Source organism: Streptomyces sp. NPDC091289 (genome assembly GCF_044757365.1).
Taxonomy (GTDB): domain Bacteria; phylum Actinomycetota; class Actinomycetes; order Streptomycetales; family Streptomycetaceae; genus Streptomyces.
Genome location: NZ_JBIVUT010000035.1, coordinates 1 through 20,323 on the forward strand (window position 1 = coordinate 1; position 20,323 = coordinate 20,323).

Annotated in this window: 19 protein-coding genes; 11 read left to right on the forward strand and 8 right to left on the reverse strand. The window is 72.9% G+C overall.

Annotated features, from left to right (window positions below; all coding sequences use genetic code 11):
- Positions 1 to 254: 254 nt before the first annotated feature.
- The 7 genes from ACIQPT_RS34520 to ACIQPT_RS34550 all read left to right on the forward strand — a co-directional run bounded on the left by ACIQPT_RS34520 (position 255) and on the right by ACIQPT_RS34550 (position 5,821).
- Positions 255 to 902, forward strand: a complete 648-nt coding sequence (locus ACIQPT_RS34520) for an amino acid ABC transporter permease (protein ID WP_401161876.1) — start codon at positions 255 to 257, stop codon at positions 900 to 902.
- The gene (locus ACIQPT_RS34525; RefSeq protein WP_401161878.1) at positions 899 to 1,840 is read left to right on the forward strand and encodes an amino acid ABC transporter permease; all 942 of its coding nucleotides are present in this window, start codon (positions 899 to 901) and stop codon (positions 1,838 to 1,840) included. The genes ACIQPT_RS34520 and ACIQPT_RS34525 overlap by 4 nt, the downstream gene beginning before the upstream one ends.
- Before the next feature lie 176 nt (positions 1,841 to 2,016).
- Positions 2,017 to 3,747 (forward strand): FAD-dependent monooxygenase, encoded by a 1,731-nt coding sequence (locus ACIQPT_RS34530; protein WP_401161880.1) that lies wholly within the window; start codon positions 2,017 to 2,019, stop codon positions 3,745 to 3,747.
- A gap of 40 nt (positions 3,748 to 3,787) precedes the next feature.
- On the forward strand, positions 3,788 to 3,874 hold the full coding sequence (locus tag ACIQPT_RS34535; protein WP_311605579.1) for a putative leader peptide: 87 nt from the start codon (positions 3,788 to 3,790) through the stop codon (positions 3,872 to 3,874).
- A 74-nt stretch (positions 3,875 to 3,948) separates the two neighbouring features.
- Positions 3,949 to 4,578, forward strand: coding sequence for a cysteine dioxygenase (locus tag ACIQPT_RS34540; RefSeq protein ID WP_401161882.1), 630 nt, complete (start codon positions 3,949 to 3,951; stop codon positions 4,576 to 4,578).
- Entirely contained in the window at positions 4,575 to 5,009 is a 435-nt protein-coding gene (locus ACIQPT_RS34545; RefSeq protein ID WP_401161884.1) for a rhodanese-like domain-containing protein, read from the forward strand. Before ACIQPT_RS34540 ends, ACIQPT_RS34545 begins: the two co-directional genes overlap by 4 nt.
- A 179-nt stretch (positions 5,010 to 5,188) precedes the next feature.
- The gene (locus ACIQPT_RS34550; protein WP_401161885.1) at positions 5,189 to 5,821 is read left to right on the forward strand and encodes a hypothetical protein; all 633 of its coding nucleotides are present in this window, start codon (positions 5,189 to 5,191) and stop codon (positions 5,819 to 5,821) included.
- 34 nt (positions 5,822 to 5,855) lie between these two features.
- On the opposite strand, the gene recX is transcribed toward ACIQPT_RS34550, so the two are convergent.
- The 3 genes from recX to ACIQPT_RS34565 form a co-directional block, all read right to left on the reverse strand.
- Positions 5,856 to 6,521, reverse strand: a complete 666-nt coding sequence (gene recX, locus ACIQPT_RS34555; protein WP_401161887.1) for a recombination regulator RecX — start codon at positions 6,519 to 6,521, stop codon at positions 5,856 to 5,858.
- A 3-nt stretch (positions 6,522 to 6,524) separates the two neighbouring features.
- A complete protein-coding gene (gene recA / locus ACIQPT_RS34560) occupies positions 6,525 to 7,649 on the reverse strand; it encodes a recombinase RecA (protein WP_401161889.1) in 1,125 nt (374 codons plus the stop codon).
- A gap of 137 nt (positions 7,650 to 7,786) precedes the next feature.
- Positions 7,787 to 8,740, reverse strand: coding sequence for an aminoglycoside phosphotransferase family protein (locus ACIQPT_RS34565; protein ID WP_401161891.1), 954 nt, complete (start codon positions 8,738 to 8,740; stop codon positions 7,787 to 7,789).
- 102 nt (positions 8,741 to 8,842) lie between these two features.
- Between ACIQPT_RS34565 and ACIQPT_RS34570 the strand changes: the two genes are divergently transcribed.
- The gene (locus ACIQPT_RS34570; RefSeq protein WP_401161893.1) at positions 8,843 to 9,796 is read left to right on the forward strand and encodes an SDR family oxidoreductase; all 954 of its coding nucleotides are present in this window, start codon (positions 8,843 to 8,845) and stop codon (positions 9,794 to 9,796) included.
- Positions 9,797 to 9,815: 19 nt separating this feature from the next.
- Here ACIQPT_RS34570 and ACIQPT_RS34575 read toward each other — a convergent pair whose 3' ends face one another.
- Together ACIQPT_RS34575 and ACIQPT_RS34580 are read right to left on the reverse strand one after the other, a co-directional pair.
- Positions 9,816 to 10,970, reverse strand: coding sequence for an AI-2E family transporter (locus ACIQPT_RS34575; protein ID WP_401162021.1), 1,155 nt, complete (start codon positions 10,968 to 10,970; stop codon positions 9,816 to 9,818).
- 231 nt (positions 10,971 to 11,201) lie between these two features.
- A complete protein-coding gene (locus ACIQPT_RS34580) occupies positions 11,202 to 11,396 on the reverse strand; it encodes a DUF3046 domain-containing protein (protein WP_401161895.1) in 195 nt (64 codons plus the stop codon).
- Positions 11,397 to 11,475: 79 nt separating this feature from the next.
- Here ACIQPT_RS34580 and ACIQPT_RS34585 point away from each other — a divergent pair, with 79 nt between their 5' ends.
- A complete protein-coding gene (locus tag ACIQPT_RS34585; RefSeq protein WP_401161896.1) occupies positions 11,476 to 12,390 on the forward strand; it encodes a hypothetical protein in 915 nt (304 codons plus the stop codon).
- 50 nt (positions 12,391 to 12,440) lie between these two features.
- Here the strand turns inward: ACIQPT_RS34585 and ACIQPT_RS34590 are convergent, their stop codons facing one another.
- From ACIQPT_RS34590 to ACIQPT_RS34600, 3 genes are all read right to left on the reverse strand, one after another.
- Positions 12,441 to 12,746: an AzlD domain-containing protein gene (locus tag ACIQPT_RS34590; RefSeq protein ID WP_401161898.1), complete on the reverse strand. Its 306-nt coding sequence runs from the start codon at positions 12,744 to 12,746 to the stop codon at positions 12,441 to 12,443.
- Entirely contained in the window at positions 12,743 to 13,558 is an 816-nt protein-coding gene (locus ACIQPT_RS34595; protein ID WP_401161900.1) for an AzlC family ABC transporter permease, read from the reverse strand. Before ACIQPT_RS34595 ends, ACIQPT_RS34590 begins: the two co-directional genes overlap by 4 nt.
- A 137-nt stretch (positions 13,559 to 13,695) precedes the next feature.
- Positions 13,696 to 14,544 (reverse strand): AraC family ligand binding domain-containing protein, encoded by an 849-nt coding sequence (locus ACIQPT_RS34600; protein ID WP_401161901.1) that lies wholly within the window; start codon positions 14,542 to 14,544, stop codon positions 13,696 to 13,698.
- 102 nt (positions 14,545 to 14,646) lie between these two features.
- Here ACIQPT_RS34600 and ACIQPT_RS34605 point away from each other — a divergent pair, with 102 nt between their 5' ends.
- Together ACIQPT_RS34605 and ACIQPT_RS34610 are read left to right on the forward strand one after the other, a co-directional pair.
- Positions 14,647 to 19,332 carry a DEAD/DEAH box helicase gene (locus tag ACIQPT_RS34605; RefSeq protein WP_401161903.1) on the forward strand — a complete coding sequence of 1,562 codons (4,686 nt, stop codon included), beginning with the start codon at positions 14,647 to 14,649 and terminating at the stop codon, positions 19,330 to 19,332.
- A gap of 79 nt (positions 19,333 to 19,411) precedes the next feature.
- The gene (locus tag ACIQPT_RS34610; RefSeq protein WP_401161904.1) at positions 19,412 to 20,278 is read left to right on the forward strand and encodes an Fpg/Nei family DNA glycosylase; all 867 of its coding nucleotides are present in this window, start codon (positions 19,412 to 19,414) and stop codon (positions 20,276 to 20,278) included.
- The last annotated feature ends 45 nt before the right edge of the window (positions 20,279 to 20,323 follow it).

Consider the following 20,323-nt stretch of genomic DNA (forward strand, 5'->3'; position numbering starts at 1 on the left):
ACTATCCGGCCCCGGGCTGGGCTTGCCGGTTGCTTAACTGGACCCCCCGCGGGGGGGCGGGGGAGGGGGCCGCGGGGGGGGGGGGGCCGGCGGGGGGCGGCCCCCCCCCCCGCCCCCCGCCCCCGTCACCGACGCCCCGCGAGTGACTCAGGCGTCCCGTACGCCCCCGCCGTCCCGGTTTCCCCGGGGCCGGCGGGGGTACGGGGCGCCCCTTCCCCTGCCCTGATGCCGCTGACCGCCGACGCGGAGACCTCATGAACGTACTGCTCGACAATTTCCCAGAGTTCCGCGACGGCTTCATAGGAACCGTGTCGATCACCGCCGTCAGCTCGGTTATCGCCCTGGTCCTCGGTGTGCTCATCGCCGGATTCCGGGTCTCGCCGGTGCCGCCGCTGCGGTACTTCGGCACCGCCTGGGTGACGCTGATGCGCAACACCCCGCTGACGCTGCTCTTCCTGATCTTCTTCTTCGTCGTGCCCGAGATCCTCTTCCCGGGGATGAGCCCGTTCGTCCTCGGCTCGCTGGCGCTCGGCTTCTACACCTCCTCGTTCGTGTGCGAGGCGGTCCGCTCCGGCATCAACACCGTGCCGCTGGGACAGGCCGAGGCCGCGCGCTCGATCGGCATGACGTTCTCCCAGACGCTGCAGATCGTGGTGCTCCCCCAGGCGACCCGGACCGTGATCCCGCCGCTGAGCAGCATCTTCATCGCGCTCACGAAGAACTCCGCGATCGCCGGGGCCTTCAGCGTCGCCGAGCTGTTCGGCTGGCAGAAGCTGATGAGCGACAAGGGCTACGACATCGTCCCCGTCTTCATCTGGGTGGCCCTCGGCTATCTGGTCGTCACGTTTACCATCAGCGGCCTCTTCCGGCTGCTGGAGCGTCGCATGGAGGTCGCCCGATGAGCGCCAGCGTTCTCTTCGACGCCCCGGGTCCCAAGGCCGTCGTCCGCAACCGGATGTACGCCGTCGTCGGCACCCTCGCCATCGCGGCGCTGATCGCCGTCAGCATCGTGCGGCTCGCCGACAAGGGGCACCTCGCCCCCGAGATGTGGGACATCTTCAACTACACGGGCATCCGGCAGAACATCGCCGACGCCCTGATCGCCACGCTCAAGGCGTTCGGTCTGGCCGCGGTCGGCTCGCTGGTCCTCGGTGTGCTCCTGGTGGTGGGCCGGCTCTCCGACCACAAGCCGGTCCGCTGGGCGGCGACCACCTTCATCGAGCTGTTCCGCTCGCTCCCGCTGCTGATCACCATCTACGCCATCTGGGTCGGCTTCCTCACCGACTACTCGATGTGGGCGCTGGCGGCGGGCCTGTCCGTCTACAACGGCTGCGTGCAGGCCGAGGTGCTGCGGGCCGGCATCAACTCGGTGCCCAAGGGGCAGAGCGAGGCGGCGTACGCGCTCGGCATGAGCAAGACGCAGGTCATGGTCAGCGTCCTGATGCCGCAGGCCGTCCGGTCCATGCTGCCGACGATCATCGGCCAGCTCGTGGTGACCCTCAAGGACACCTCGCTCGGCTTCATCATCCTGTACCCGGAGCTGCTCCAGACCGCGCGTCTGATCGCCTCCAACACCCAGGTGAACGGCCAGTACCCGTACGTCTCCACGATCGTCGTCATCGGCACGATCTACATCGCGATGTGTCTGCTGCTCTCGGCGCTGGCGACGTGGATCGAGAAGCGCGGCCGTCGCGCCAAGACCGGTATCAAGGTGGCGCCCGGCGCCCCGGCCGCCGGCATCCCCACCGTGGGCGCGCTTCCCGGCGTGGACGTGGGGGGCGCAGGGGGCGCGGGCCCGACGGACGGCGGTGCCGGTGGGACCGGTGTGACGGGCAACTGACCTCCCCGGGGCCTTCCCGGCCCTTCCCGGCAGGAGCATTCGAGGCAGCGGCGCACGCGCCGCTGCCTCGGTCACTTGACGCAAGCACCACCAGTGGGTTGCATACGTTCTGTGATCACGCACCCGGCTTCCGCAGCCACGTTCCGCATGACCGTACGGGCCGGAGGGTACGCGCCGTGGACCCGGTGATCGTCGTCGGCGCCGGGCCCGTCGGCCTGACGCTGTCGCTGGCCCTCGCCGCCCAGGGCGTCCCCTCGGTCGTTCTCGACGAGGGCCCCGGCACGGAGGAACCCCGTCCCGCCCGCACGGTCGTGCTGCGCGAGGACACCGCCGGCCTGGTGGGCCGCCTCGGCTGCCGGGAGCTGGACCGGGTCGGGCTGCGCTGGGCCGGGTGGCGTTCGATGCGCCGGAAGCAGCTGGTCCGGAACGTGCCGCTGGTCGGGGGCCGGAGGGACGAGGAGGGCCGGGAAGACGGAGAAGGCGGGGACCCGCTCCCCGGGCTCCTTCCCGCGCCGCTCCATGTCCCGCAGCACGCTCTGAGCGCCGCGCTGCGTGCGGCGGTGGACAAGGCTCCGCTGATCAGGCTGGTGCCGATGAGCCGGATCGACACGCTGGAGCAGGACCCCGACGGCATCACCGTGCACACCAGGGAGCCGGGATCGACCTGGTGGCGCGGAAGCTATCTGGTCGGCTGCGACGGTGCCCGGTCAACCGTGCGCAAGCTGCTGGACATCCGGTTTCCCGGTCGTACGGCGGTGGAGCGGCATGCCGTCGCCGCGCTCCGGGCCGAACTGCCCTGGCCCGACGAGGCCGTCCTGCACCGGCAGCCGCCCTGGCGGACCGGGGGCGCCGAGGTCTCCGCCCGGCCGCTGCCGGACGGCGTCTGGCGGCTGGACTGGCTGCTGCCAGCCGGCGGTGAACTGGTCACCCCCGAAGCCCTGATCGCCCGCATCCGGGACACCCTGGCCGGCTGGTGCGGCGAGACCCCGGCGTACGAACTGCTGGACACCGGTGTCCACACGCTCCACCACCGGCTCGCCCGGCGCTGGCGCAAGCAGCGCGCCTTCCTGGCGGGGGACGCGGCACACCTGCTGGGCGCCCTGGGCACGCAGGGACTGGACGAGGGGCTCCGGGACGCCGAGAACCTGGCCTGGAAGCTGGCCCACGCCTGGCATCACGGCCCCGCCGAGCAGTTGCTCGACAGCTACCAGGCGGAGCGCCGGGCCGCGGTGGCCTCCCGGCTGCGCGCCGCCGACCAGTCGCTGCCGATACTGCGCGGCGGAGGCGGCCTGCGGACCCTGGTCCCGGGTGCCGTACGCGGTCACGACACCCTGCTCGCCGACGGCCATCTGGGCTGCGGAGCGCTGGGTGCGCCCCCTTCGTACTCGCACTCCCCCCTTTCACCTCCGCACGCCGAGGCGCACACCGCTGTCGGTACGCCCCCCGGTGCGCCGGTCGCCGACGTGACGGTGACCGCACCGGACGGAACGACGACGCGTCTGCGGGAGCGGCTCGGGCAGGGGCATCCGCTGGTGATCCTGGTCGCGCCGGGGACCGGCGTCTGGGACCGGCGGCACTGGCGGACCGCGGGCGTGATGCCCCGTCTCACGGACGCCGTGGCGGCCCTGCCGGGGACGACGGAGCTGCTGGTCACCGAGAACTACCCGGGGGCATCGGCCCATACCGTCCTGCTGGTCAGGCCGGACGGGCACCTGGTGGCGGCCTTCGGCGGCGTACGGCCGGCGGAGCTGTTCACCGCGGCACAGGCCGCTCTGGGCGGCGCGCCCCGGGGTGCGCGGGAGCCCGTGGAACCGGAGGACGGCGGGGACGAACGGGGTGCGGGGCGCGAGCAGCGGCCCCAGGCACGGGCACGGGTCCACGCCGACGGGACCGCCACGATCACCTGACCGATTGACCGTCACAGGCGCGCATGGTGTACTCCAGATCATGACCGACACCGATGTGCGCCTGTGGCGGAGGGTCCATATGGACCTCGTCCGTTACGCGGGCTGCGTGTGTCGCCCGTCCTGCTGAATCGCCTCCCTCCGGCCGGTCCGTGCCGCTTTCCGCACGGCCGGAACCCCGCGCGAACTCTCAGGACGGTCCTCGTGTCTTCCCCTCACTACTCCGCCGTACCCACGGCTGCCTCTGTGCCTTCCCCCGCCGCCCCCGTGGCCGCCCCCGTGGCCTCTTCTTCCGCTTCTTCTCCCGTTTCTTCTCCCTCTTCTTCCTCTTCTACTTCCGCCGCGCCGACGCTCGCGGAGCTGATGGACTTCGTCCGCGGCGCCGCCCGGGACGAGGAGCTCATCGCCTCGCTCCCCCTCGATCCGGAGGGCCGCACCTGGATCCGGCTCGACGGACCGGGCGGCAGCGAGGCGTGGCTGATCGGCTGGCCGCCGGGCACCGGAACGGGCTGGCACGATCACGCCGACTCGTTCGGTGCGTTCACCACCGCGGCCGGTGCCCTCAAGGAGCACTCGCTGGCCGTGCGGCTGCCCACCGACGGCTGGAAGACGCTGGAGCTGACGGAGGGGGTGGACCGGTCGAGGGAGCTGGCGACCGGTCAGGGCAGGGCCTTCGGGCAGAACCACGTCCACGAGGTCCTCAACGAGTCCGCCGACACGCACGCGGTCTCCGTCCACGCCTACTACCCGCCCCTGCCGCGGATCCGCCGGTTCAGCCGCACCGGTGCGGTGCTCCGGCTGGAGCAGACCGAGCGCCCGGAGGACTGGCAGTGAGCGAGGACCCCAGGACGAACGGGAGCGAGGCCGTGCGGGACGCCTCGGCGCCTGTGGGCATCGACGAACTGCTGGAGCGGGTCCGGGCCGGCTACGACCGGATCGGCCCGTCCGAGGCCGCCGCGGCGGCGGAGGCCGGGGCCCTGCTGGTGGACATCCGGTACGCGGCGCTCCGCGACCGGGACGGGCTGATCCCGGGCGCGCTGGTCGTCGAACGCAATGAGCTGGAATGGCGGCTCGACCCCCGAGGCAGCCACCGCGCCGCCGAGGCGGTCGGCCACGATCTCCGGGTCGTCGTCATCTGCAACGAGGGTTACGCCTCCAGCCTCGCGGTCGCCTCGCTGCGGCAGCTGGGACTGCACCGGGCCACCGACCTGATCGGCGGCTTCCAGGCGTGGCGCGGGGCGGGACTCCCGGTCACCTCCACCTGACACCAGGGACCTGACGCCTGACGCCTGAGTCCTGACGCCTGACACCTGAGCTCAGGTGTCAGGCGTCAGACCCGTTCGGGTGCCACACACCCGAACGCCACGTTCCACTAGAGCAATCGCCGTGCGTGACCGACATTCGCCTCACACAGAGGACCGAAATGTACGGAGATGACGCACTTATGGCGACGGCTCTCCTCACCCCCGAACAGCTCGACGGCCAGGCCTCCCGGCTGCACGACACCCAGGCGTGGCAGCAGATCGTCACGGGGTGGGAGTGCACCGCCCCCGAGCCCGCACTCACCCCGGCGGTTGTGGGGGAATCTTCGCCCGCCGGGCCCTCCGACTGGCGGAACCTGCTGTCCGTGCCCGTGGATCGGCTCGTCGACGACACCCTGCGGACGCTGCCCGCCGCGCCCCCGCACGAGCGCCCGCTGCCCGGGCGGCTGGGCGCGATGCTGCCCGACCGCGTCCACCTCTGGCGGCGGGTCGGGCAGGGCGACCTGCGCCCCTCGACCCACCTCGGCTACGCACGGCAGATCCTGGCCGAGTGGGGCTGGCAGAACACCCCGTACCGGCTGCGGAACGCCCGGGGCGCACGCTGCGTCTGCGGCGCCCTGATCTCCGCGCACCGCCTCGGCTACGGCTCCCTCGACACCGTGGACCGGGCCGGCGCCTGGCTGATCACGGAGCTGCGCGCGCAGGGGTGGCCCGGGCTGATCGGCCCCTGGAACCGCGCGCCGGGCCGCACCGCGGCGGACGCGCTGGCCCTCGTCGACGGGGCCGCCCGCCGCGCGGCCTCGGCCGGACACTGACCGGCCGGACGGACGGTCCTGATCCCCGCTCTCCTCAGAAAGGCTCGTCCAGGCCTTCCGTGTCCTCGCCCTCCTCCTCCAGCGCCTGACGCACCACCCGCAGGGCCATGCCCTCCCCGTATCCCTTGCGTGCGAGCATCCCCGCCAGACGGCGCAGCCGCTTGTCACGGTCCAGGCCCCGCGTGGAGCGGAGCTTGCGGGCCACGAGCTCGCGGGCCGTCTCCTCCTCCTGGTCCGCGTCGAGCTGCCCGACCGCCTCGTCGATCACGGCGGAGTCCACGCCCTTCGTCCGCAGCTCACGGACGAGGGCACGGCGCGCGAGCCCCCGGCCGTGGTGCCGGGACTCCACCCATGCCCCGGCGAACGCCGCATCGTCGATCAGCCCGACGTCCTCGAAGCGCGCGAGCACTTCCTCGGCCGCCTCGTCCGGGATCTCCCGCTTGCGCAGGGCGTCCGCGAGCTGCTTGCGCGTGCGCGGCGTCCCGGTGAGCAGGCGCAGGCAGATGTTGCGCGCCTGCTCGACCGGGTCACGCGGCTCCCCCTTCTCGGCCCTCGACGAGGAAGGGGAGCCGCTGCTTCTGGAACCGGAGCGGGCACGGCGACCCGCCCCTTCACCGAATGCAGGGCCGGACTCAGGGCTGAATTCGGGGTCGCCGCCGGGCTCGGCAGGGCTGCCCGGCCACTCCGTACGACGCGTCACGGCCTAGCTCTTGGCCGCCGCGGTCTTGGCCGGCTTGGCCTTGGTGGCAGCGGTGGTCGCCGGCTTCGCCGCCCCGTCGGCCGCCGGTGCCGCGGCGGCGTCCGTGGCGGGCTCGCCCGTCTCGGCGTCCGGACGGACACCGACACCCAGCTTCTCCAGGATCTTCCTCTCGATCTCGTTGGCGAGGTCGGGGTTGTCCTTGAGGAAGTTGCGGGCGTTCTCCTTGCCCTGGCCGAGCTGGTCGCCCTCGTACGTGTACCAGGCGCCGGCCTTGCGGACGAAGCCGTGCTCCACGCCCATGTCGATCAGTCCGCCCTCGCGGCTGATGCCCTGGCCGTAGAGGATGTCGAACTCCGCCTGCTTGAACGGCGGCGCGACCTTGTTCTTGACGACCTTGACGCGGGTACGGTTGCCGACCGCGTCGGTCCCGTCCTTCAGCGTCTCGATCCGCCGGATGTCCAGACGCACCGAGGCGTAGAACTTCAGCGCCCGGCCACCGGTCGTGGTCTCCGGCGAACCGAACATCACACCGATCTTCTCGCGCAGCTGGTTGATGAAGATCGCGGTGGTCTTGGACTGGTTGAGCGCACTGGTGATCTTGCGGAGCGCCTGGCTCATCAGGCGGGCCTGCAGACCCACGTGCGAGTCGCCCATCTCGCCCTCGATCTCCGCACGGGGCACCAGGGCCGCCACGGAGTCGATCACGATCAGGTCCAGGGCGCCGGAGCGCACCAGCATGTCGACGATCTCCAGCGCCTGCTCACCGTTGTCCGGCTGGGACAGGATGAGGTTGTCGATGTCGACGCCGAGCTTCTTCGCGTACTCCGGGTCCAGCGCGTGCTCGGCGTCGATGAACGCCACCGAGCCACCGAGCTTCTGCGCGTTCGCCACGGCGTGCAGCGTCAGCGTCGTCTTGCCGGAGGACTCCGGCCCGTACACCTCCACCACACGGCCGCGCGGCAGACCGCCGACGCCGAGGGCCACGTCGAGCGCGGTCGATCCCGTGGGGATCACCTCGATGGGCTCGTTCGGCCGCTCGCCGAGGCGCATCACCGCACCCTTGCCGAACTGTCGTTCAATCTGTGCGAGCGCGGCGTCCAGCGCCTTCTCGCGGTCGTTTCCTGCCATGGGTTCCACCCGATTTGCTTGAGTCGATCGCTTCACGTCTCAGACGCTAACCCCTGCCACTGACAATGGGCCTCGACGTCCTCCCGACCTGTGGACAACTCCACGGTCGGGCCCGGCAAAACCCGGCCGGAATCCCATCAGAATGGATGTTCGATTTTGGTGTCAAGCGCACCACGCGGCCCCCGCACCGACTGACGAGTGCCGCTCAGGACGCGATCGAGGGCCGCCCGGCCCGCCGGCCCCCAGGTCGGCTTGCCGCCGGGAAGGCCCTGGTCCCCGTTCCGGCCCACGAGCAGGAGGACCAGGCCCTTCAGGACGGCCAGCCCGCGGGCGCGCCGGATCGTCCCCTCGTCCGCCTGCGCGTACACGTCGAAGAACCGCGATGCGGCGCCCGCCGGAAGGATCACCCAGGCGGCCGCCAGATCCCAGGCCGGGTCACCGGCGAACATGTCACCGAAGTCGATCACGCCGGAGAGCGTCCCTTCCGCGACGACGACATTCGCGGGGTGAAGGTCACCGTGCACCCATACCGGCGGGCCCTCCCACTCGGGGGCCGCGACGGCGTCGGCCCAGACGGCCCGGACCTCGTCGGCGATGTCGTCGGGGGCGACGGCCTCGAAGAAGTGGTCGAAGCCCTCCGCGCACATCCTGGGGTGAGCACCGCGGTCCGTACTGACCGGCGCCCCGGCGGGCGCCTCCACGTGAAGCGCCCGGAGGAAGCCCGCCAAAGCGTCGGCCGCGTGGTCGCCGCGACTGATCGAGGTGTGGTCCAGGGGCTCACCGGGGACCCACGTCATGATCGTCCAGGGCTTCGGGAAGAGTGCGGACGGTTCACCGGTCCGCACGGGGTTCGGGACCGGGAGAGGAAGGCGCGGGGCCAGGACGGGCAGCCACTGCCGCTCCTTGAGCTGGAGACCGGGCGCGCGTTCGGTGCGCGGCATGCGCATGGCCAGCTCGTCCCCGACGCGCCACTGCTGGTTGTCCCAACCGCCTGCCACTTCGCGGACGGCCAGCCCCGCGAGGTCCGGATGCTGCTCCCGCAACAGGTCGCGAACCAGCTCTGCGGTGATCTCGATCTCGGCATCGGTCATGCGAAGCCACGGTACGGGAGCGGTCGGAGCGGCTCCCGCCCCTACCCGCCGGCACACGGCCGAGCCTGCGCACCGGAACGTATCGCCCTATATTCGATCGGTATGGGAGCGACTGCGGAACCCGGAACACCCCACGGAGGGCAGGCCCCCGGATCCGACCTGGCCGGCCGTGTGGCGCTCGTCGCCGGAGGCACCCGCGGGGCCGGCCGCGGGATCGCCGTCCAGCTCGGCGCCGCCGGGGCGACCGTGTACGTGACCGGTCGTACGAGCGGGTCCGAGCGCTCCGAGATGGACCGGCCCGAGACGATCGAGGAGACCGCGGCCCTGGTCGACGCGGCGGGCGGACGGGGCATCGCCGTCCAGGTCGACCATCTGGTTCCCGACCGGGTCAGGGCGCTCGTGGCCCGCATCGCGAGCGAGCAGGGGGCGCTGCACATCCTGGTGAACGACATCTGGGGCGCCGAGATCGAGTGGAACAAGCCGGTGTGGGAGTCGTCGCTCGACACCGGGCTGCACACCCTGCGGCTGGCCGTCGACACGCACGCCATCACCAGTCACTTCGCGCTGCCGCTGCTGATCGAGACACCGGGCGGCCTGGTCGTCGAGATGACCGACGGGACGGACGAGTACAACGCGTCCACCTACCGGGTCTCGTTCTTCTACGACCTGGCCAAGGCCGCGGTGAACCGGATGGCCTTCGCCCTCGGCCATGAGCTCGCGCCGCACCGCGCGACGGCCGTGGCGCTCACCCCGGGCTGGCTCCGGTCCGAGGCCATGCTCGAGGCCCACGGGGTGACCGAGGCCACCTGGCGCGACGCCGTCGCGCACGCACCCCACTTCGCGATCTCCGAGTCCCCCGCGTACGCCGGCCGCGCCGTGGCCGCCCTCGCCGGCGATCCCGAGGTGGCCCGCTGGAACGGCAGGTCGCTCTCCAGCGGGCAGCTCGCCCAGGAGTACGGCTTCACCGATGTGGACGGCAGCCGGCCCGACGCCTGGCGGTATCTGACCGAGGTCCAGGACCCCGGCCTGCCGGCCGATGTGACCGGCTACCGCTGAGGCGCCCCGGTGCGACGGCTCACCGCTGGGGCGGCCCCGGCTCCGGTTCGCCGCCGGCGGGGCGGGGCCCGTTCACCAGGCGGCGTATCCGTGACGGCAACGGCCTCCGGGGAACGCGGCTGCTGCCCCCGTGCACGCGTGGGTCGTCGGTGACGTCGTACCGCTTCACATAGGCGCCGAGGAACGCCTGGAGCGTGGCGACGGCGGGGATGGCGACCAGCGCGCCGACCGCGCCGAGCAGGGCCGTGCCGGCGATGACCGATCCGAAGGCGACCGCGGGGTGGATGTCGACGGTCTTCGCGGTCAGCTTGGGCTGGAGCACATAGTTCTCGAACTGTTGGTAGATCACGACGAAACCGAGCACCCACACCGCGTACCAGGGGTCGACCGTGAAGGCGATCAGCATGGGCAGGGCGCCCGCGAGATACGTGCCGATGGTGGGGATGAACTGCGAGACGAGTCCGACCCAGACCGCGAGCGCCGGGGCGTAGGGCACCCCGAGGATCACCAGCAGGATGTAGTGCGCGACGCCGGAGATCAACGCCATCAGACCGCGCGAGTAGATGTACCCGCCGGTCTTGTCGACCGCGATCTCCCAGGCGCGCAGCACCTCGGTCTGCCGGGCCGGCGGCAGGACGGAGCACAGGGCCCGGCGGAGCCGGGGGCCGTCGGCCGCGAAGTAGAAGGAGAACAGGAAGATCGTCAGCAGCCGGAACAGTCCGCCGAGGACCGTGGTGGAGACGTCGAGCACTCCGGTGGCGCTGTTCTGGACGTACTTCTGCAGCCAGTCGGAGTGCAGCAGGCTGTCCTGGACCTCGACCCGGGAGAGTTCGGTGTGGAAGGTCTGGTTGACCCAGTTGATCACCGAGTCGATGTACTTGGGGAACTCGTCGACCATGTCGACGATCTGGCCCGCGAGCATCGACCCCAGCAGCACCACGAATCCGACGCCGAAGATCATCAGGCCGAGGAAGACGAGGAACGTGGCCAGCCCGCGGCGTATGCCGCGACTCGCCATCCGGCCGACCGCGGGCTCGATGGCGAGCGCGAGGAAGAACGCGATCAGCACGTTGGTCAGCAGCCCGATGAGCTGGTCGAACGCCCAGCTGCTGAGCTGGAAGCAGGCGTAGAGCGCCAGGGCCATCACCATCGCACGCGGCAGCCAGCCGGGCATACGGACCCCGCCGGCGCCGGACGGCGGCACGGGTGGTGCGGCCGGCGGGGCGGGCGGGGAGGCGGACGGCTGGACCGGGACGGTCTCGTCTGTCGATGGCACGGGACAAGTCTGGCCTATGCCTCCGGCCACCGGTCCCCCGCCCCGAGTCGACCGTTCCGGTTCCGCTCCCGCCGCCCGGATCGGAGCTCCCGGGCGTTCAGCGCGGGTCCGCCGGGACCCGTACGACGTTCAGCGCATGTCCGCCGGGACGTCCGTGGCCGCGCAGACCCCGCGCCAGACATCCTTGGCGTCCCAGCCCGCGTCCAGGGCCTGGTGCACCGTGCGGCCGCCGAGTTCGGCCATCACATGGTCACGGGCGAAGGAGTCCGCGTAGGCCGCACCGAAGTGGTCGGCCATCCGCTCCCAGAAAATCGTCAACCGCATGCCACCAGTATCCCGCTCCTGAGAGTGCAGCCCGTCCGCCGGACATGTGCCCGGCTCCTTTCCCCTCTACGGTCGGTCCATGGCTGGAACCGGAGCAAACACCCTCGCCCGCGCCGAGCAGTTCATCTGGCTCACGGCCCGCGTCCTCGAACAGCGGAGGTTCGCCCACGGCTTTCTCGGCGGAGATCCGGACGCCGTCGAGACGGCCCTCTCCGCCTATCTGAACGAGGACGGCGGCTACGGTCACGCGCTGGAACCCGATCTCCGGGGTCCGGTCAGCCAGCCGCTGCACACCGCCCATGCGCTGAGCGTTCTTGATTCGATCGACCGCTGCGACGGACAGCGCGTGGAACGGATCTGTCGCTATCTGACCGATGTGTCGACCAAAGAAGGCGCGTTACCCGCTCTGCTCCCCACGCAGCGCGGCTATCCCGCGGCACCGTTCATCCCGATCGTGGACGACCCGCCGGCGGAGCTGCTCGCGACCGGACCGGTCGTCGGGCTGCTGCACGGCAATCAGGTGTGGCACGCCTGGCTGTTCCGGGCGACGGACTTCTGCTGGAGCGCCGTCGAGGCGTTGGAACAGTCCCATCCTTATGAGGTCGAGGCCGCGGTCGCCTTCCTGGACGGCGCCCCGGACCGGGCCCGCGCCGAGGCGGCGGCCGACCGGCTCGGCCGTCTGGTGCGCGAACAGCGGCTCGCCGTGCTCGATCCCTCCCGGCGGGCGGAGTACCCGGTGGCGACGGGTTACGCCCCGGGCGAGCATCACTTCCCGCACGACTACGCCCGTACGCCCGGGTCCCTGGCCCGCCGCTGGTTCACGGACGAGGAGCTGGAACGCTCGCTCGACCACCTGGCCGCCGAGCAGCGGGACGACGGCGGATGGCCCGTGACCTGGCGTCAGTGGGCCCCGGGAACCGCACTGGAAGGACGCCCCCTGGTGACGCTCAGGGCCCTGGGGACGCTCCGCGCGTACGGTCGCCCGCTCGGCTGACCACCGCGGAAGCGCGCGGCCGGCCGGGCGGATGGCACGGGGCCACTCGCTCAGGCCAGCGCGCGTACGCCCGCCGTGACCAGGACGCCCGCACCGACGACGACCAGAAAGGGAGCACGGAGGACCAGGGCGAGTGCCGCCGCTGCGAGACCGGCGGCACGGGCGTCGAGAACGAGCTGCTGGCCGTCGCCGAAGGTCTGCTGCGCGGTGAGAGCCGCCAGCAGCGCCACGGGCAGCAGCGCGGCCATCCGCTGGACCAGCGGTCGTTCCAGCGCGCCCGCGGGCACCAGCAGGCCCAGGAGCTTGGCGAGGTAGCAGCCCGCCACGGTCAGTCCGATGGCGATCCAGACGTTCATGAGTGTCGCTCCCCGTTCTTCCGCCGCGCGGCCGCGTCGTCCTTGGTCTCCGCTCCCCGCTTCGTCCGTCCCATCAGGAAGAGGACGACAGGCGCCGCGAGCGCCGACAGCAGGACGGGCACGCCCGCCGGCAGAACGGGCAGCAGCGTCAGGGCCAGCAGGACGGCCAGGCCCGCCGTGACGCGTTCGGTGGTGCTCTTGAGCATCGGCGCGAGCAGCGCGAGGAACACCGCGGGACTCGCCGCGTCCAGACCCCACGCGTCGGTGTCGCCCAGCGCGTCGGCACCCAGAGCCCCCACCAGGGTGGTGAGGTTCCACAGCACGTACAGGGTGAGCCCGGTGACCGTGAAGCCGATGCGCGCGGCCCGCCGGGTGGGCTGCGGCAGGGTGACCGCGGTCGTCTCGTCGATGACCCAGTGGGCGGCGAAGGGCCGTACCGCACGGGGAAGGGCGAGCTGCTGGGAGAGCCGCAGACCGTAGAACGCGTTCCGCACGCCCAGGAAGAACGCCCCGGCAGCCGCGGTGTAGGGGTTGCCGCCCGCGGCCAGCGCGCCGACCAGGGCGAACTGCGAGGCGCCGGTGAAGACGAGAAGACTCAGGACGCAGGTCTGGAGCAGGCTGAGGCCGGAACCGGCGGAGGTGACGCCGAAGGCGAAACCGGAGAGCCCGACGGCGATGCCGACACCGAGCGCGTCCCGGACGACGGCCGCGTCCGGCTTGTCGGGTCGGGCCTCGGCCGCCGGACCGGGCGGACCGGCGGATATGGCACCGGGTGCGCCGGCGCTCTCTGGGGGTGCTGTCTGTTCTGCCACGCCCGGAACGCTACGGGGATCGTTCGGGCCTGGTCTTGTACGTTCTTGCACACCCGCCGACACGTTCTTGCACACCCACCGACCACCGGTTCCCATTCCCGGCACCATCGGGTTTTCACCCACCGGCCACCGGGTTCTCACGCACCGGGCCGCAGCACCCCGCGCTCGCGCTGGTAGGCGCCGGGCGGCACCCCCACGATCCGGGTGAAGTGGCGATTGAGGTGCGGCTGGTCCGTGAAGCCGACGGCGGTCGCGGCCGCGGCGGGGGCGACACCGGCGTCGAGCAGGCGGCGGGCCCTGCGCACCCGGGCGTCGGTGAGCCAGGTGTGGGGCGGCATCCCGTACTCCTTCTTGAAGGCCCTCAGCAGCGCGAACGGGCCGGTGCCCAGCTCGGCGGCGAGCGTCTCCAGCGTGGGCGGGGCGGCCATGCGCTCCTCCAGCGCGGCGCGGGCGCGTACGGCGTGCCTCGCGCCCCCGGCGTGCGTGGTCAGACCGGGCAACGGGCTGCCGTGCCGACTGAGGAGCCGGGTGACCAGGACCCGCAGCAGGCTGTCGGCCGCCAGCGCGTTGCCCTCCTCCGCCGCGCGGTGCACCTCGGTGATCAGCCGGGACGCGTGGGGATCGGTCACCCGGTTCTCGGCGAAGCCGACCGTGCCGCGCAGGGACGTCACCTCGGCCGCGATGTCGTTGACGACCTGGGCCGACGGGTAGAGCGTGGCGTACGCCCAGCCCTCGGGCGCCCCGGAGCGGGCGGTGTGCGGCACCTCCGGGTTGATCATGACGACGGTGCCGGGGACCGCGTGGACGGTGCCGCCCGGCAGCCCGACGTCCTCCACCCCACCGGTGACCGCGCCGAAGACGTAGCCCTCGTGACTGTGCCGGGGGAAGGTGTGGCGGACGTACCGGGCGCGCAGCAGATCGAGGTCGGGCAGGGCGGCGTACTGCCAGTGCCGCGCCCATTCCGCCGTGCCGTCCGTTCCCGTCATGGGGACATTCTCGCAGGTCCCGGCCGTGTGCCACGGGGTGAGCGGGCCGTCGCGGGCGGTCGTTCCGGCCGGTTGTCAGTGGCGGGGTGCACGATGGGGGACATGACCGGCTCCGCTCTCGACGCCTTCTCGCCCGCGACCCGCAGTTGGTTCGCCGGGGCCTTCAGCGCGCCCACCGCCGCGCAGGAGGGTGCCTGGCGGGCCATCGGCGAGGGCAGCGACGTCCTGGTCGTCGCGCCGACCGGTTCCGGGAAGACGCTGGCCGCGTTCCTCGCCTCGCTGGACCGGCTGGCGGCCGAGCCACCGCCCGCCGAGGCGAAGAAGCGCTGCCGCGTGCTGTACGTGTCCCCGCTCAAGGCCCTCGCGGTCGATGTCGAGCGCAACCTCCGCTCGCCGCTGACCGGCATCCGCCAGGAGTCGGTGCGCCTGGGGCTGCCGGAGCCGGAGGTGCGGGTCGGCATCCGGTCCGGGGACACCCCGCCCGCCGAGCGGCGCTCCCTGGTGACCAGACCGCCGGACATTCTGATCACCACGCCCGAGTCGCTGTTCCTGATGCTGACGTCCGCCGCCCGGGAGGCGCTGGCAGGCGTCGAGACGGTGATCCTCGACGAGGTGCACGCGGTCGCCGGGACCAAGCGCGGTGCCCACCTCGCCCTTTCCCTGGAGCGCCTCGACGAGCTGCTGCCCCGCCCCGCCCGGCGCATCGGTCTGTCCGCGACGGTCCGGCCGGTCGACGAGGTGGCCCGCTTCCTGTCGCCGCAGCGCAAGGTGGAGATCGTCCAGCCCCGGTCCACCAAGGAGTTCGACCTCTCGGTCGTCGTCCCGGTCGAGGATCTGGGCGAGCTGGGCGGCTCCCCCGCCACGGACGGCGACTCCGGGCAGGCGGACAAGCCCTCGATCTGGCCGCATGTCGAGGAGCGCATCGCCGATCTCGTGCAGTCGCACCGCTCCACCATCGTCTTCGCCAACTCCCGACGGTTGGCGGAGCGGCTGTGCAACCGGCTGAACGAGATCGCGTACGAGCGGGCGACCGGCACCGCGTTCGACCCCGACAACCCGGCCCCCGCCCTGCCGGAGGCCCACGCCCCGGCGGAGGTCATGGCCCAGTCCGGGGCGGGCCGGGGCGCCCCGGCCCTGCTGGCCCGCGCGCACCACGGCTCGGTCTCCAAGGAACAGCGGGCCCAGGTCGAGGAGGACCTCAAGGCGGGCCGGCTCCCCGCCGTGGTCGCCACCTCCAGCCTGGAGCTCGGCATCGACATGGGCGCGGTCGACCTGGTGATCCAGGTGGAGTCCCCGCCCTCCGTGGCCTCCGGCCTCCAGCGGGTGGGCCGGGCCGGGCACCAGGTGGGCGCGGTCTCCACCGGCGTGGTCTTCCCGAAGTACCGCGGCGATCTGGTGCAGGCCGCCGTCGTCACCGAGCGGATGCGCGTAGGGGCCATCGAGGCGCTGCGCATCCCGTCCAATCCGCTGGACGTCCTGGCGCAGCAGCTGGTCGCCATGGTGGCCCTGGACAGCTGGCAGGCCGACGATCTGCTGGCCCTGGTCCGGCGGGCCGCCCCGTTCGCCTCGCTCCCCGAGTCGGCGTTCACCGCCGTGCTCGACATGCTCGCCGGACGCTATCCCTCCGACGCCTTCGCGGAGCTGCGCCCCCGGGTGGTGTGGGACCGCGTGGGGGGTACGGTCACGGGCCGCCCCGGCGCGCAGCGGCTCGCCGTCACCTCGGGCGGCACCATCCCCGACCGGGGGCTCTTCGGGGTCTTCCTGGCCGGGGCCGACCCGAAGAAGGGCGGCGGCCGGGTCGGCGAGCTGGACGAGGAGATGGTCTACGAGTCCCGCGTCGGCGACGTCTTCACCCTGGGCACCACGTCCTGGCGGATCGAGGACATCACCCGGGACCGGGTCCTGGTCTCGCCCGCCCCGGGCGTTCCGGGGCGGCTGCCGTTCTGGAAGGGCGACCAGCTGGGCCGCCCGCTGGAGCTCGGCCGCGCGCTGGGGGCCTTCCTCCGTGAGATCGGCGGCCTGTCCGACGAGGACGCCCGGCTGCGCCTGCTCGCCGCCGGACTCGACGCCTGGGCCGCGGACAACATCCTGGCCTACCTCGACGAGCAGCGCCGGGCCTGCGGCCATGTGCCGGACGACCGGACGATCCTGGTCGAGCGGTTCCGGGACGAGCTGGGCGACTGGCGGGTGGTCGTGCACTCCCCCTTCGGCGCCCAGGTGCACGCGCCGTGGGCGCTCGCCCTCTCCGCCCGCCTCGGTGAGCGGTACGGCATGGACGCCCAGGTCATGCACGCCGACGACGGCATCGTGCTGCGGCTGCCCGACGCGGACATGATGGGCCTGGATCTGCTCGACTTCGACGCCCCGCCGGCCCCGGACACCGGGAACGGCGGACCGGCGCCGGGAGGCGTGGCGTACGACAGCGACCAGCCTCCGGTAGCCGCCGCCGACGTCGTCTTCGACCAGGGCGAGGTCCAGCAGATCGTCACCGACCAGGTGGGCGGATCGGCGCTGTTCGCCGCCCGGTTCCGGGAGTGCGCCGCGCGCGCCCTGCTGCTGCCCCGGCGCTCCCCCGGCAAGCGGACCCCGCTCTGGCAGCAGCGCCAGCGGGCCTCCCAGCTCCTCCAGGTCGCCTCGGAGTTCGGCTCGTTCCCGATCGTCCTGGAGGCCGTCCGCGAATGCCTCCAGGACGTGTTCGACGTCCCCGGGCTCACGGAACTGATGGGCGACCTGGAGGCGCGCCGGGTCCGGCTGGTCGAGGTGACCACCCAGGAGCCCTCGCCGTTCGCCCGCTCGCTCCTCTTCGGTTACGTGGCGCAGTTCCTGTACGAGGGCGACTCCCCGCTCGCCGAGCGGCGCGCCGCCGCCCTCTCGCTGGATTCCCATCTCCTCGCCGAGCTGCTGGGCCGGGCGGAGCTGCGTGAGCTGCTCGACCCCGAGGTCCTCACCGAGCTGGAGCGGGAGCTGCAGTGGCTCACCGAGGACCGGCGGATCAAGGACGTCGAAGGCGTCGCGGACCTCCTGCGCGTCCTGGGCCCCCTGACCGACGCCGAGCTGGCCGAGCGGGGCGCCGAGCCGTCCTGGGCCCCGGAGCTGGCGGCGGCCCGCCGGGCGATCCAGGTCCGGATCGCCGGCGCCGACCACTGGGCGGCGATCGAGGACGCGGGCCGACTGCGCGACGCCCTGGGCACCGCGCTTCCGGTCGGCGTCCCCGAGGCGTTCACCGAGCCGGTGAAGGACCCGCTCGGCGACCTCCTCGCCCGCTTCGCGCGGACACACGGCCCGTTCACCGCCGCCCGGGCCGCCGAGCGCTTCGGGCTGGGCACCGCCGTCACCGACGGCGCGCTGCAACGCCTCTCGGCCTCCGGCAGGACCGTCCAGGGCGAGTTCCATCCGGCGGGCATCGGCCAGGAATGGTGCGACGCCACGGTGCTGCGCCGGCTCCGCCGCCGTTCGCTGGCCGCGCTCCGCCAGGAGCTGGAGCCGGTGCCGCCCGCGGCCCTCGCCTCCTTCCTCCCGCAGTGGCAGCACTTCGGCTCCCACAGCCTGCGGGGCATCGACGGGCTGGCCCGTGCCGTCGAGCAGCTCCAGGGCGCGCCCGTTCCCGCCTCGGCGCTGGAGAAGCTGATCCTGCCGAGCCGCGTCTCGGGCTACAGCCCGGCGATGCTCGACGAGCTGACGACCACGGGCGAGGTCGTCTGGGCCGGGGCGGGGGCGCTGCCCGGCAAGGACGGCTGGGTCTCCCTCTACCTCGCCGACAGTGCGCCGCTGCTCCTGCCTCCGCCGCACCCGCTGGAGCTGTCGGCGCTCCACGAGTCCGCGCTCACCACGCTCTCCGGCGGATACGGCCTCTTCTTCCGCCAGATCGCCGACCAGGTCCGGGCGACCACCCACCCGGACTGCACGGACCAGCAGCTGGCCGACGCCCTGTGGGACCTGGCCTGGTCCGGGCGGCTCACCAACGACACCCTGGCCCCGCTGCGTTCGCTGCTCGGCTCGGGACGGACGGCGGGCTCCACCGCCCACCGCTCCCGGCGGAGCGTCCCGCGCGGGCGTTACGGCTCGCTCACCGCCGCCGCCCGCCCCGCGTCGCGCACCGGCCCGCCGACGGTCTCGGGCCGCTGGTCGCTGCTGCCCCCGGTCGAACCGGAACGGACCCACCGCGCCCACGCCCTGGCCCGCACCCTCCTGGACCGGCACGGTGTGGTGACCCGGGGCGCGGTGCAGGCCGAGGGGGTGGAGGGCGGCTTCTCCACGACGTACCGCGTCCTGGCCGCCTTCGAGGACAACGGGCAGGCGCGGCGCGGCTATGTGGTCGAGGGCCTCGGGGCCGCCCAGTTCGCGATGGACGGCGCGGTGGACCGGCTGCGGGCGGCGTCCACGGCACGGGACCGCCGGGATCCGGACTCCGCGCCCCAGGCCCTGGTGCTCGCCGCCGCCGACCCGGCCAACGCGTACGGCGCGGCCCTGCCGTGGCCCGAGTCCCCGGACGGCGCCGGGCACAAGCCGGGCCGCAAGGCGGGGGCGCTGGTGGTCCTCGTCGACGGCGAGCTGGCGCTCTACATGGAGCGCGGCGGAAAGACTCTCCTGGCCTGGCCGTCCGACCCCGAGGCCCCCGCCCTGCGCGCGGCGGCCGAGGCCCTGGCCGCCTCGGCCCGCGCCGGCGCCCTGGGCACGGTGACGGTGGAGCGGACGAACGGCGTCTCCGCCCTCACCTCGCCGCTGGGCCGGACGCTGGAGGCGGCCGGGTTCCTCGCCACCCCCAGAGGCCTGCGCCTGCGCGCCTGACCGCCGCCGGATCGCGCCCCGGGCCGTGGGCGAGCCCGGGTCCGGCGCACAACCGCCCCGGCGCAGCCATCATGGAGGCATGCCCGAAGGAGACACCGTCCTGCAGACCGCCACCCGGCTGCACGAGGCACTGGCGGGGCAGGTGCTGACCCGGTCGGACCTGCGCGTCCCTCGATTCGCCACCGCCGACCTCACCGGCCGGACCGTCCTGGACGTCACCGCGCGCGGCAAGCACCTGCTGACCCGGATCGAGGGCGGTCTGACCCTGCACAGCCACCTCCGGATGGACGGTTCCTGGCGGGTGTACGCCCCGGACGAGCGCTGGCGGGGCGGTCCGGGGCACCAGATCCGCGCGATCCTCGGCACCACGGAGCACACCGCGGTCGGCTACCGGCTCCCCGTGCTGGAGCTGCTGCGCACCAGCGAGGAGAGCCGGGCCGTGGGCCACCTGGGCCCGGACCTGCTGGGCCCCGACTGGGACCCCGGCCTCGCCCTGGACCGACTGCTCGCCGCACCGGAGCGCCCCCTCGGCGAGGCTCTCCTGGACCAGCGCAATCTGGCGGGCATCGGCAATGTCTACAAGTGCGAGCTGTGCTTCCTGGCCCGCGTCACCCCCTGGCTCCCCGTGGGCGCCCTCCCCGACGGCGTACTCCTCCGGCTCGTCACCCTGGCCGAGCGCCTGCTGCACGCCAACCGCGACCGCCCCACCCGCACCACGACCATCACCTCCGAACTCCGCACCCCACCGGCCCCGCCGGACCCGTCTGCCCCGTCTGCCCCGTCTACCCATCCCATCCGGGCAGCCGTTCGCGTACAGGAGCGGCTGTACGTCTACGGGCGCGCCCGCCGCCCCTGTCCGCGCTGCGGCGCCCCGATCCGTCTCGCCGACCAGGACGACCGGCCCACCTACTGGTGCCCCGGCTGCCAATCAGGCCCGACCCCCTAGTTGACGCCCCGCCCTGGTTGACGCCCCGTCAGATCCGGTCGTACG